Annotated in this window: 13 protein-coding genes and 2 tRNA genes; 14 read left to right on the forward strand and 1 reads right to left on the reverse strand. The window is 63.1% G+C overall.

What is annotated here, in order from left to right:
* From KDH09_01705 to KDH09_01760, 12 genes are all read left to right on the forward strand, one after another.
* The coding region (locus KDH09_01705; protein MCB0218385.1) for a phenylalanine--tRNA ligase subunit beta at positions 1-2,044 on the forward strand (2,044 nt) is incomplete at its 5' end.
* A 362-nt stretch (positions 2,045-2,406) separates the two neighbouring features.
* Entirely contained in the window at positions 2,407-2,757 is a 351-nt protein-coding gene (locus KDH09_01710; protein MCB0218386.1) for an integration host factor subunit alpha, read from the forward strand.
* Between the two features lie 43 nt (positions 2,758-2,800).
* Positions 2,801-3,226, forward strand: a complete 426-nt coding sequence (locus KDH09_01715) for a MerR family transcriptional regulator (GenBank protein ID MCB0218387.1) — start codon at positions 2,801-2,803, stop codon at positions 3,224-3,226.
* Positions 3,227-3,268: 42 nt separating this feature from the next.
* Positions 3,269-3,345 (forward strand) — tRNA-Pro (locus KDH09_01720).
* A gap of 129 nt (positions 3,346-3,474) precedes the next feature.
* Entirely contained in the window at positions 3,475-4,227 is a 753-nt protein-coding gene (gene surE, locus KDH09_01725) for a 5'/3'-nucleotidase SurE (protein ID MCB0218388.1), read from the forward strand.
* Between the two features lie 147 nt (positions 4,228-4,374).
* A complete protein-coding gene (locus KDH09_01730) occupies positions 4,375-4,992 on the forward strand; it encodes a DedA family protein (protein ID MCB0218389.1) in 618 nt (205 codons plus the stop codon).
* Between the two features lie 166 nt (positions 4,993-5,158).
* Positions 5,159-6,070: a restriction endonuclease gene (locus KDH09_01735; GenBank protein MCB0218390.1), complete on the forward strand. Its 912-nt coding sequence runs from the start codon at positions 5,159-5,161 to the stop codon at positions 6,068-6,070.
* 175 nt (positions 6,071-6,245) lie between these two features.
* On the forward strand, positions 6,246-7,007 hold the full coding sequence (locus KDH09_01740; GenBank protein ID MCB0218391.1) for a peptidoglycan DD-metalloendopeptidase family protein: 762 nt from the start codon (positions 6,246-6,248) through the stop codon (positions 7,005-7,007).
* 145 nt (positions 7,008-7,152) lie between these two features.
* Entirely contained in the window at positions 7,153-7,671 is a 519-nt protein-coding gene (locus KDH09_01745; GenBank protein ID MCB0218392.1) for an adenine phosphoribosyltransferase, read from the forward strand.
* Between the two features lie 147 nt (positions 7,672-7,818).
* The gene (locus KDH09_01750) at positions 7,819-7,998 is read left to right on the forward strand and encodes a hypothetical protein (protein ID MCB0218393.1); all 180 of its coding nucleotides are present in this window, start codon (positions 7,819-7,821) and stop codon (positions 7,996-7,998) included.
* Positions 7,999-8,087: 89 nt separating this feature from the next.
* Positions 8,088-8,164: transfer RNA gene (locus tag KDH09_01755), tRNA-Arg, on the forward strand.
* 331 nt (positions 8,165-8,495) lie between these two features.
* Complete coding sequence (locus KDH09_01760) at positions 8,496-9,314, forward strand: sulfite exporter TauE/SafE family protein (GenBank protein ID MCB0218394.1); 819 nt, start codon at positions 8,496-8,498, stop codon at positions 9,312-9,314.
* Between the two features lie 213 nt (positions 9,315-9,527).
* Here the strand turns inward: KDH09_01760 and KDH09_01765 are convergent, their stop codons facing one another.
* Positions 9,528-10,349, reverse strand: a complete 822-nt coding sequence (locus KDH09_01765; protein MCB0218395.1) for a hypothetical protein — start codon at positions 10,347-10,349, stop codon at positions 9,528-9,530.
* Here KDH09_01765 and KDH09_01770 point away from each other — a divergent pair.
* Together KDH09_01770 and KDH09_01775 are read left to right on the forward strand one after the other, a co-directional pair.
* The gene (locus tag KDH09_01770; protein ID MCB0218396.1) at positions 10,299-11,150 is read left to right on the forward strand and encodes a TetR/AcrR family transcriptional regulator; all 852 of its coding nucleotides are present in this window, start codon (positions 10,299-10,301) and stop codon (positions 11,148-11,150) included. The genes KDH09_01765 and KDH09_01770 overlap by 51 nt on opposite strands.
* Positions 11,150-12,963: molybdopterin-dependent oxidoreductase (locus KDH09_01775; protein ID MCB0218397.1), on the forward strand; the 1,814-nt coding region annotated here is incomplete at its 3' end. The genes KDH09_01770 and KDH09_01775, both read left to right, overlap by 1 nt.

Here is a 12,963-nt window from a genome sequence, read left to right on the forward strand (position 1 = left end):
ATCCGACGGCATTCTCGTGCTTGAAGGCGCGCAGGCCGACAACGAGCCCGGCACGCCCGTGGCCAAGGTGCTGCATGTGCCGCCGCTGCTCGATCTCTCGGTCACTCCCAACCGCGGCGACTGCCTCTCGGCCATCGGCCTGGCGCGCGAGGTCGCGGCGCTCACCGGCGGCGAGCTGCACGAGCCCGAGTTCGCGCTCAACGAGCAGGACGGCGCCGCCAGTGAAGTGGCGAGCGTCGAAGTGCAGGCCCCCGATCTTTGTCCGCGCTACTGCGCGCGCGTCATTGAGGGCGTCAAGATCGGTCCGTCGCCCATGTGGCTGGCCGAGCTGCTCGAATCCCACGGCATCCGTCCCATTTCGAATATCGTCGATGTCACCAACTACATCCTTCTTCTGCACGGCCAGCCGCTTCACGCCTTCGATCTGGATCACATCGGCGAGGGCAAGATCATCGTGCGCAAGGCCGCGGCCGGCGAGAAAATGAAGACCCTCGACGATGTCGAGCGCACCCTCGAAGAGGGCGACCTCGTCATCGCCGATCCCAAGGGCCCGGTGGCGCTTGCAGGCGTGATGGGCGGGGCGAGCAGCGAGGTGACCGATTCGACTACGCGTGTCCTTTTGGAGGCCGCGTATTTTGAGCCCGGCACCGTGCGCCGCACCTCGCGCCGACTGGGACTCATCTCCGAGAGCTCCTATCGCTTCGAGCGCGGTATCGACCCGCTTCGCGTCACCGTCGCGATGGATCACGCCGCGGCGATGATGGCCGAGCTCGGCGGTGGCAGCGTGCGCAGCGGCTTCATTGACGAGAGCGCGCAGGACTTCGCCCCGGCGAAGATTACGCTTCGCCCGGCGCGCGTGTGCGCGCTGCTGGGCGTGGAGATCCCCGCCGAGCGCATCGCCGCGCACCTGAAGTCCCTTGGATTTGGTGTTGACGATTCAAGTGCCGAGAGCTTCGCCGTTACGGTTCCGAGCTGGCGGCGCCTGGACATCACGCTCGAGGCCGACCTCATTGAGGAAGTCGCGCGCATCGAGGGCTACGACAACGTGCCCGAGACACTTCCCTCCAGCGGACGCGAGCACGGCGAGGACGACGAGCCGCTCCACCTGCAGGAAGCGCTCGAAGATGCACTGGTCGCGCGCGGCTGGCGTCAGAGCGTGCACCTGTCATTCGCATCGCCGGGCTGGGCCGACGACTTCGGCATTGCCGAGGGAGACTCGCGGCGCAAGGCGGTGCGCATCGCCAACCCGATCAACGAAGAAGAGGGCGTGCTGCGCGCGGCGCTGCTTCCCTCGCTGGTAAAAACCTACGTGCGCAACCGCAATCACGGCGTGCGCCAGGTGCGGCTCTTTGAAGTGGGCCGCGTCTTTGAAGAGCAGGGCGCCGGCGTGGCTGGCGGGGAGCTCCCCAAAGAGCGCCTCTCGCTGGCCATGATTGCCGGAACGCTCGACGAGCCGGGCCTCTGGCGCGCCGGCGATCCCGCGCGCGCCGCGCTCTTTGCCGCGAAAGCGGATCTCGAAGCCCTCGGCGGCTGCTTTGGTCTGGAGCTGAAACTCGCGGGCCCCAGCGACGAGCCGTATCTTCATCCGGGACGCCGCGCGAGTGTGATGCTCGGCAAGCAGGTGCTCGGCCACTGGGGCGAGCTCCATCCCGAAGTGGCGGCAAAGCTCGGCGTGCGCGACCGCGTTGTCGCGTGCGAGCTCGATGCCGGTGCGCTGCTTCAGGCCGCGCTTGGCAGAAAGCCCAAGTTCAGCGCCTTCTCGAACCTGCCGCGCATGTGGCGGGACCTGGCACTGCTCGTCTCCGACGAAGTGCCCGCGGGCCGCGTGGTGGCCAAGGCGCTCGCCGCCGGCGCGCCGCTGGCCCAGCACGGCGAGATCTTCGACGAGTTCCGCGGCAAGGGCATCGAGGAGGGCAAGCGCTCGCTGGGCCTTCGCATGTGCTACGGCGCCGCTGATCGCACCCTCACCGAGGAAGAAGCCGCCGGCGCCGAGGCGAAGGTGCTCGAGACCCTGGAGAAGGAATTCGGGGCGCAGCGCCGCTAACCCCGCCAGGTGTTTTCCCCTCTCCCCCGCGGCGGGGGAGGTGGCCGAAGGCCGGAGGGGGTAGCCTGGAACTGGCGCGTAACGACCCCTCCCTGACCCTCCCCGCTACGGGGAGGGAATGGCGCAGCAGATAATTTCGCGCAAGAACACGCCTGCGGCGCCCCTCTGGCAGCCCTCCCAGGGGCCTGCCTTAAACCAGTAATTTTATTTGCCTTTTCTGGGACCGCTCGATACTATTTTTCTCATCTGAGTCCTTTGAGCCGCCAGAGTCGGGGAGTTGTTGAGGCCCCGGCGGCGGGCAGGTCCAGGCCGAGGGGTTTCGGCGGGCCGGAGGGGTTCGGAGCAGGTGAGGGGGTAGTATCGTGACCAAGGCCGATATCATCGAGAACATCTACCAGCGGGTGGGATTCTCCAAAAAGGAAGCGACCGATGTCGTCGAGGCGGTCTTCGAGATCGTCAAGCAGACGCTCGAGACCAACGAGCGCCTGAAGATCTCGGGCTTCGGTAACTTCGTCGTCAAGGAAAAGCGCGCCCGTCTGGGCCGCAACCCCCACACGGGACAACCCATCGAGATCACGCCCCGCAAGGTGCTGACCTTCAAGCCCAGCCAGGTGCTCAAGAACATCCTCAACGAGGGGCTTGAGGACGGGGGGAATTCCTCCGGCGATGCCAGCGGCCTGGGCGGCGACGGCCAGAGCGCGGCCAGCAACTGACCGATTTCACGAACCTTTTTCGTTTGCTTGAGGATCCACCCGGGTGGAAGAGCTTCCAGACATTCCGGACAAGCTCTATTTTCGCATTGGCGAGGTCTCGACCCTGACCGGGGTCAAACCCTCGGTGCTGCGCTATTGGGAGAGCGAGTTCCGCACGCTCCGGCCCACCAAGAGCCGCACCAACCAGCGTCTCTACACCCGCGCTGATGTCGAGAAGGTCATCAAGCTCAAGACCCTGCTCTACGAGAAGAAGTTCACCATCGCAGGCGCCCGCCGGGTGCTGGCAAAGGGTTACACCCAGGAACTCAACCGTCTTGAATCCGAGACCGGCGCCGAGGCGGCCGATGGTGGGAACGGCACCGGGCAGGGCGCCCCGGAAAACGCCGCGCAGAAGGCCGGCCCGGAACTTCAAAAGCGGGTCGCTTCGTTGATTTCAGAGGTCCAATCCATTAAGAAGCTGCTCTCTTAAAGGCGTGTGCCCAAGCGGCGCCTGCCTGCAGGAGATACGCGTCGGGACGTGGCGCAGCCTGGTAGCGCGCACCCTTGGGGTGGGTGAGGTCGCTGGTTCAAATCCAGTCGTCCCGACCATTTTCTCCCTTTTTTGGCCACTTACAGACTGCTCGCGCCCGCTGGGGCGGCCCGCAGGCCCTCCCGGTTCACTGGACAAGGCCGCGCGGGACCTGACAGACACGCGGGATTGCGAGCAAAATGGCCAAAGTGCCCACCATTCTCATCTCCAACGACGACGGATTTCACGCCCCCGGCATGCGCGCGATGCGCCAGGCGCTGGAGGGCCTGGGCCGCCTGATCGTGTGCTGCCCCGATTCCGAGCAGAGCGCCACGAGCCACGCGCTCACCCTCCACCGGCCGCTGCGCATCGCCAAGGTCGAGGAAGACTGCTACACCGTCGACGGCACGCCCACGGACTCTGTTCTGCTGGGGATCAACCACATCCTCAAGGGCGAGAAGCCAGACCTTGTGATGTCGGGCATCAATGCCGGCCCCAACATCGGCGACGACATCGGCTACTCGGGAACCGTGGCCGCGGCGCTCGAGGGCACGGTTTATGGCGTGCCGAGCGTGGCGGTCTCTCTGGCCTCCCACGACTTCAAGAACTTCTCCGCGGCCGGGCAGGTCGCCCGCGAGAGCGCCCAGTGGGTGCTTGCCAACGGGCTTCCCAGGGACGTGACGCTCAACGTGAACATCCCGGCGATCGAGCCCTCGCAGATCCGCGGCCGCCGCGTGACCATCCAGGGCAAGCGCCACTTTGAGGACATCGTGCAGGAAAAGCTGGACCCGCGCGGGCGCCGCTACTACTGGATCGGCGGCAGCGTCGTCTTCCCCGAGCAGGAACCCAATACCGACATCACCGCCATCGCCGAGGGCTACGTCTCGATCACGCCCATTCGCATCGAGCTCACCGCCCACGACGTGCTCGAACACGTGAGGAGCCTGGCGGGCGAGGAATGAATTTCACATCTCCCTCTGGGAGAGGTCGAGCGAAGCGAGGGTGAGGGTTCTGCCACAACAAAACCCTCACCCTGACCCTCTCCCAAAGGGAGAGGGGATGTTAGGATAAGAAACGACATGAGCACCGAAGCAGAAATCGAACCGCCGATGCCGGCGACCAACGCCGAGGGCAAGACCGGCCTTGTCCGCCGCATGTACGACTGGGTGCTCGGCTGGTCGGAGACGGCCTACGGTCCGCAGGCGCTGCTGGGGCTGGCCTTCTGCGAGGCGATCTTCTTTCCGGTTCCCCCCGACGTGCTGCTCATGGCGCTGGTTCTGGGCAGGCGCGAGCGGGCGTGGAACTTCGCCATGCTCTGCACCATCGGCTCGGTCGCAGGCGGCATCATCGGCTACCTGATCGGCGCGGGGCTGTGGGAGGCGGTCTCGGGATATTTCTTTACCTGGGTGCCGGGCTTTTCCCAGGCCGGCTACGACCGTGTGCGCGTCTTCTACGAGACCTATTCCTTCTGGGCGGTCTTCGCCGCGGGCTTCACGCCCATTCCCTACAAGATCTTCACCATCAGCGCCGGCGTGTTCGAGATCTCCATGCCCATCTTCATGCTCGCCTCGGTGATGAGCCGCGGCCTGAGATTTGTACTCATCGCCGGCCTGCTCTGGAAATTCGGCGACCCCATCAAGAGCTTCATCGACCGCTACTTCAACCTGCTGGCCTTCGGCGGCACCGCGCTGCTCATCGGCGGGTTTGTGTTGCTGAAGTATCTGTAGGATTTTCGGAACTGCAGCGTTTTCGCCAGCCAGCCTGAACAGATTGCACCAACTCGCAGCTCCTCAACGTGCACCTGCACTTGCACGAGCACGTGCACGCTGGGATGGGGCGGGGTGGCTAGATCCGCACTTGACTGGTTGTTGGAAGCAAACAACCATGAGCGATATGGCGATACCCGACTTCCAGACGCTAATGCTCCCAGTACTGAAAATTGGCAATAGCGGCGAGATTCAGGCCAAGCAGGCAACAGAGTTGCTTTCCGATGAGTTCGGATTGACCGACGAAGAGCGCACGCAGTTATTGCCAAGCGGCACAACTACGACAATCCATAACCGTGTGGCATGGGCGGTTTCACACATGGTGCAGGCCAAGTTGCTGAAACGGCCGCAGCGTGGATACTTTACCACCACTGACCGGGGCAAGGCGGTTCTCCAAAGCCCTCCCGATAGGATCACGATCAAGTATCTTGAACAGTTTCCAGAATATGTAGAATTTCGAAAGAAGAAAAAAGTTACGGAGAAGGTAGAGGCTGATGGTGCCGACGAAGATTCTTCGACGACACCGGAAGAGAGAATCGATACGGCTTACTCTGAGATCAATGCGGCATTGAAAGATGAGTTGCTTTCCAAGGTAATGGAGGCTTCCCCGGTCTTTTTTGAGAAGCTGATAGTGAAGCTGCTGGTCGGAATGGGATATGGCGGTGCGAGCGACGAAGCCGGAAAGCATGTTGGGAAGTCGGGCGATGGAGGGATAGACGGCGTAATCAATGAAGATAAGCTCGGCTTGGATGTCATTTATTTGCAGGCGAAACGATACGCACCCGAAAATACGGTCGGGCGCCCCGAGATCCAGAAATTTGCCGGTACTCTTATCGGAATGAGCGCGAACAAGGGAGTATTTGTCACAACCTCCAGCTTTTCCGCCCAAGCGCACGAATACACGAAGACAGTACCTCAGCGCATCATTCTCATTGATGGTGAGAAACTGACTTCACTGATGTTGGAGCACAATGTTGGTGCGCGGGTGCATCGTTCGATTGATCTCAAGAACATCGATGAGGATTTTTTCCTGGACTAGGCTCTCTCTGGCGATAGTCTGGTTCGTCCTTCTCCCTGAAAGGGAGAGGGGTCCGGAAACGCCCCCATTGCCACCCATCCCACTGCCATATACCCAACCCCTTGCAATCTTTAGAAAAATCCGTATCATAAAGGTGCCTTCAATCCTTTGTTCCCACGCACAAGCAGGTGTGAGCGTGTCGAAGTACGCGAAAAAGTTGCCGGGGCTCTTGCTCTCAGCGGCAGTGATTGTCCTCGTTTGTACGGGGTTTGCCGGCTGTGCGGGGACAAAGCGCGGGGTCTATCACACCGTCGAGCGGGGCGAGACCCTCTCGGGGATCTCGGCCGCCTACGGGGTGCCGGTCTCCCACCTGCAGAGCTGGAACGGTATCGACGACCCGCGCGATCTTCGCGCCGGGACCCAGGTCTTCATTCCCGGCGCGCGGCGGGTTCAGTACACCCAGCGCGTGGCCGCGGCCCGCAGCGGGCGCGACGATGCGCCCACGGCGAGCTGGACCCGCAAAGCCAGGCGCGAGGAGCCGCGCCGTGAGGCGAGCCTGCGCCCGGTCTCCCCGGCGCCCAAGCCCGGCTTCAAGCTGCGCTGGCCGGTGGAGGGCAAGGTCACCTCGGGCTACGGCTTCCGGGGCGGGCTCCACCACGACGGATTCGATATCTCGGCCAAAGAGGGCAATCCCATCTATGCCGCCGCCGACGGGCGGGTGCTCTACGCGGGCGACAAGCTTGCCGGCTACGGCAACCTGGTCATCATCCGGCACTCGGGCTCACTTTCGACGGTTTACGCCCACAACAAGGAAAATCTGGTCTCTGAGGGCGATTTCGTGACCGCCGGCCAGCTCATCGGCAAGGTGGGCGAGACCGGCCGCGCCAGCGGCCCCCACGTGCATTTCGAGGTGCGCGAGGGGAAAAAAGCGGTTGACCCCTCCAGGTTCCTGCCATAGGATACGCCCCGCTTCGGGAAAGTGGCTTCTGAGCGCCTCTGGGCGGCATCCAGCGCTTTTTCGGCAGACCAGGGGAAGGGAGAGGGGCCGGTTCCCGGCACGTCGCAGGCGTGTCCGATACGGCTGCTCCACCACACATCAGTTCATGCTTGAACAGCTCCGCAGCGCCATTCGAGACGTTCCCGACTATCCAAAGCCCGGGATCGTCTTCAAAGACATCAGCACGATTCTCAACAACCCCGAGCTCTACCGCGCTTCCATTGAACTGATGGTTGAGCCCTTCAAAGGGCGCGAGAACCTCTATATCGCCGGAATCGAGGCCCGCGGCTTCATCTTCGGGGCCGCCATGGCCGACCGCCTGGGCGCGGCCTTCGTCCCCGTGCGCAAGGCCGGCAAGCTGCCGTGGAAGACCCGCGCGGTGAGCTACGCCCTCGAATACGGCGAGGACACGCTGGAAATCCATGTCGACGCCATCCCCGAGGGGGCCGACGTCGTGGTGGTCGACGACCTGTTGGCCACGGGCGGAACCGTGGGCGCGGTGCTCGAATTGCTCGAGACTTCGAAGGTCAACGTCATCGGCGTGAGCTTTCTGGTGGAGCTGGAGTTCCTCGAAGGCCGCAAAAAACTGGGCGGGGCCCCGGTTCACTCGGTTCTGAAGTTTTAGCGGGGACACTTGCTATCCGTGTCCAAATTGCGGTAAAGCGCTTTTAGACCGATAGAGAAACAGGTAAACGAGTTTCGGGGAGGGGGGGGACCCTGAACCGAGATAAAAAAACAAATCGCGAAGACCGCGAAAGAAGGAGTCATCCCGATGGCGAAAGAAATCCTCATCGTCCAGTCCAAGGTCAAGGACATCATCAAGAAGAAGAACTTCCAGTGCAGCGCCGAGGCCATTGAGGCCTTCAGTGCCCAGCTTGAAGAGTCCGTGAACAAGGCGCTTGCCCGCGCCAAGGCCAACGGCCGCAAGACCGTCAAGGCCCAGGACGTCTGAGCAGCAAGGCACTGAAGAGGCGCCCGCAGGAGGGCCAGAGCCGCCTTGTGGCCGCTTTGAGTCCCGCCTGAGCCCTGAGGGTTTACAAGGCCCCCATAGCTCAGCTGGATAGAGCAAACGTTTCCTAAACGTTAGGCCGCAGGTTCGAGTCCTGCTGGGGGCACCACTCTTCAATCAGACAGCAAGCCAGCCCGGTCGGGTCACACCGCCGGGCTGTTTTGCGTACGGAATACGCGAAGCGATCGATACAGCTCTCCCCCGCACTGCGGGGGAGATGCCCGCAAGGGCAGAGGGGGCCGTGCAGGCGGCGACTCTGTCACTCTCCCCCGCTGTGCGGGGGAGATGCCCGAGAGGGCAGAGGGGGAGTTCGTAGCCCCTCTGGTTGATTTCCCGTCCACGTCCACGTCCACGTAAACGTAGGACGCAAAGGGCGCGCAAATCGTGGTCGTTTACGTTCGTCGTGGACGTGGACGAGACCAAAGAAGGATTTTTACCGCTTGAACACCCCCGACATCCTCATCCTGCTGGCCACGGGCCTTGTCTCCGGCACGCTCGGCGGGCTTTTGGGGATCGGCGGCGGCGTGGTGGTGGTGCCGATGCTCATCATGTTCCTGCCGCACCTGGGCGCGGGCAGCGAGTACCTTGTCCACTACTCCGTGGCCACGAGCCTGGCGACCGTCTTCGTGACCAATGTCTCGAGCACGCACGCCCACCACGGGCGCGGCAACGTCATCTGGCCGCTGGTTCTGGTCGCCGGGCCGGTGGCGGCCGCCACGGCCATGGGCGGTGCCTATCTGACCAACTACCTGCCCGGTGAGATCCACCGCCGCGCCTTCGGGGCGTTTTTGCTCTACGTCTCGGTCAAGCTCATCCGCGCCAAATCAGCCAGCGACGGCGAAGCGTCTGAAGAAGCGGTAGAGGACGTTCCCTCGAAACCCATGGCGGCTGCCGCGGGAAGCGCGGTGGGCGCGGCCTCGGGTCTGCTGGGGATCGGCGGGGGATCGGTGGCCGTGCCGCTCTTTCACCTGGTGCTCGGCCACGCCATGCACCGCGCGGTGGGTTCGAGCGCCGCCGTGGGCGCCTGCGCCGCGGTCCTCGGAACATTGGGGCACATGCTCAGCAAAACGCCCACCGGGCAGGGCGCGCTCTCCCACACCATCGGCTTTGTTCACTGGCCCGCAGCCCTGCTCATCAGCGTCGCCGCCCTTGGCAGCGCGCAAATCGGCGCCCGCATGGCCAGCCGCATCAAGCCCGCTCCGCTTCGCCGGACCTTCGGGGTGTTCCTGTTCTTTGTTGCGTGGAAATTGATTTTGTAGGCATTTCGCCAAGAGCCGCTTCAATACGCCTTCAGCTTTAGCACTCACATCAGTTGTAGTTGTCGTGATCGTGCTCGTGGCCGTGCTCGAATCGTGCACGAGCACGTTCACGTCTACGATCACGACATTCGGGGCAGGTTCCGGACGGTTGAAGTAAACACACAAAAAAAAGCCCGCGCGGTGCGCGGGCTTTTCTAAATACCTGAAACGAACTCAGCCTTCGGCGGCCTGTTCTTCCTCGGCGGACTCTTCGGCCGGTGCCTCGGCGGCAGCGGGGCCGGCGACGGCGGCCAGGGTCTGGCGCTCAACCTCGCGCTCTGCTTCTTCGAGATCGTCGTCGGGCATGACCAGGATGCGGTTGCAGTAGGGGCAGGTGTGCATCCCTTCGCCGCGGGCGACGAGGTTGCCGGTCTGCGGCGGGATGTGCATGTTGCAGGCGCGGCACAGATCGCCGTCCACCATGGCCAGCGCGTAGGCCTGCAGGCCGCGGATGCGCTCGTATTTCTTGAGCAGGCTCTCGGGCAGGGCGGCAACGAGTTCCTTGCGCTGTCCGGCGCGGGCCTCGATTTCCTTGCTGGCCTGGGCCATGCGCTGCTCGATCTCGGCGATCTCGTCGGCGAACTCGGCGCGGCCGTCCTCGATCTCTTTTTCGATGTCGGCAATCTTGGTGCCCAGTTCCTCGATCTCCTCGCCGAAACGAAGGACCTCGTCCTCGACATTGGAGATGATTTTCTGGGAGGCTTCGAGCTCGCGCTCAAGGGCGCTGATCTCGCGCTCGGTGGTCAGGTTGGGCTGCTTCTTCTTGAGGCCCTCAAGATGAGCGTTCTCGTCGGTGAGGAAGGTTTCCTTCTGCTTGCGACTCTCCTCGATGCGGGTGCGGCGGCGTTCGAGGCCCGCGATCCGCTTGCGCTGATCGGCGAAGGCTTCCTCGATTTCCTCCAGACGCCGGGGGAGGTCGCGCAGATCGCGCTCCATGAGCGCGACGTGACGGTCGAAGATGTGAAGACGTTTGAGCTGCTCGATGGTTTCTTTCATATCACCTGTACAATCTGTAAAGGCCGCAAACGCCCGGCCGACATGGCAGCGGCGCGCTGCGACCCCCCTCAATCGAAGGTCCTACTTCTATTCGCCCGCCCGGGGGCGAGTCAAGTGCGCGAATTTCCAGAAGAAACACGGCAGCGCCCGCCGTGCGTTCATGCGCGGCACGGCGGGCGAGTGCATTGCGGATTGACAAAATATTATGAACATAATATTTTGATGCGCATGAGCTACCGGCCCGAGCACAAAGAGCGCACAAGAGAGCGAATCCTCGATTCGGCTGCGGACCTGGTGCGTGAGAAGGGTTTGGAGAAGACCAGCGTGGCGGAAGTCATGGGCCGCGCGGGTCTGACCGTGGGGGGGTTTTACTCTCACTTCAAGTCACGAGAACAACTGCTGGCCGAGGCGTTGATCCACGCCTTCGAGCTGCAGGATGAGCGCTTGTACAGCCGTCTTGCCTCACTTGAGGGCGAGGCGTGGAACAAGGCGATGGTGGGAACCTACCTCTCGACCTTTCATCGGGACCATCCCGAGCAGGGCTGCCCGTTTGCAGCCCTGATCTCCGAATTCCCGCGTGCGGGAAAACCGGTGCGCGCGATGATCTCGCGTGCCTACCAGGGGTGGGTGGCCATGCTGGCCGCGCGCCTTGGAGACAGGGACGAGGCGCTGGCGCTCAGCGCCTTGCTGGTAGGTGCGTTGACGCTCTCACGTGTTGCCGCCGGAACCGGAGAATCAAAAGAAGTGTTGCTGGCAGCCACCCGGATGGCGGGACGGCTGCTGGGCCAGGAGGGCAAGTGATGGGAGTGATCAACGGACCGGCGCAGGTCAGCGAGAATGCAAAGAACCTTCCCACTGTGTGCGTGCTGTGTTCGCACAACTGTGCGATGAGAGTCGACGTCGAGAACAACGAAATCACGAAAGTCCGCGCCGATGAATCAAGCCCGCTGACCAGGGGCTACAGTTGCAACAAGGGCTATCGCATCGCCTACTACGTCAACCACAAACAGCGCGTGGAATACCCCATGAAGCGCCGCGCCGACGGGAGTTTCGAGCGCATCTCCTGGGACCAGGCGATCACAGAGATTTCTTCGAAGCTCAAAGCGATCCGCGCCAGGCATCCGGGTCGCTCCGTGGCGCTTGCGGGAATCGGCGGACAGGGCAACCACATGGATGGGCCGTTTGCGATTCCCTTCCTCATGGGAGTGGGCAGCGACATCATCTTCAACTCGCTTGGGCAGGAGAAGACCCAGCACCCGCTCGTCGACGGATGGATGTTTGGCGCCTCACCGGAGAGTTTCCTGCACGCCGACGCCGAGCACGCGGAGTATCTGCTGATGCTGGGAACCAATCCGGTGGTGAGCAACCGGGGCGAGCGTGCCACTGAGACCATCAAGGAGCTTCGCCAGAATGAGGCGCGCACGCTCGTTGTCGTTGACCCGCGCCGGACGGAAACAACCCGGCGGGCCAACGCCCATCTTCGCATCAAGCCGGGCATGGACGTCTACTTCATGCTGGGGATGTGCGCGCACATCGAGCGCGAGGGGCTCACTGACAAGAAGTTCATCGGCAAGTACACCAAAGACTACGAGAAGCTGCGCCAGGTCCTGCGCGGGATTGATCTTGACGAGATGGCCGCGCGCACGGGGCTCGATGTCTCGGAGATCACCAGGACCGCCGAGGGTTTTGCGCGCGCAAAGTCCGCCGCGGTATTCATGGACCTGGGGGCCGAACAGATCCCGTACTCTACGCTCATGTCCTATCTCGTTCGCGTGCTCGTCCTCATGACGGGCAACGTGGGCAAGAAGGGCGGACAGGTCTTTCTCCCGATGTTCATGGCGAAGTCTCCCACCATGGCGAAGCCCGGGTTCCCCAAGGCGCTGGCCTCGGACATCCCGGCCATTCCCATGTTTTCGCCATTTGGCTGGCTCTCGCCGAACCTGCTTCCCGAGGAAATTCTCGTCGACCACCCGGCACGCATCCGCGCGCTCATTGTGGAGGGGGCCAACCCGCTTGTCAGCTACGCCGATTCCCAACTGCACCGCGAGGCGTTTAAGAAGCTCGACCTGCTGGTGGTGATCGATCCGGCCTTTACCGAGACCGCGCAGGTGGCCGACTACGTGCTGCCGGCGGCGGCCGGCTACGAGAAGTGGGAACACGCGGGATTTCCCAAGGGCTATCCCCATGTGAGCGCCCAGGTGCGCCCGCCCGTAGTGCGCGGCCCTGACGAGGCGCTGCCGGAAGCGGAAATCTACCACCGGCTTGCGCGGGAGATGGGCATTGCGCCCAAGGCTCCTCGGGCGCTCCACCTGCTCGCCAAGGGGGCGAGAAGTCCGCTCGGCGCGCCGCTCTATTTCGCCGCGCTTGGCTCCCTGGCGGCGATGCGCGGCGGAAGCGGGAAGGCGATCGCTGCCCGCTTCGTGTTCTGGCTCTACGAGACGCTCGGGCCGCTGCTTCCCTCGCCGCAGCTCGTGGCAATCTGGGGCATGGCTCACGCCTTTGCTGCCACGCGCAAGGCGGACGTGGTGCGCCAGTATTCCGAAGTGGCCCGGATGAAGAATCCCTTTGCCGTTGGAGAATTCCTCTTTCAGAAGATCCTCGATCATCCAGAGGG

It is taken from the genome of Chrysiogenia bacterium, from assembly GCA_020434085.1.
Lineage (GTDB): Bacteria > JAGRBM01 > JAGRBM01 > JAGRBM01 > JAGRBM01 > JAGRBM01.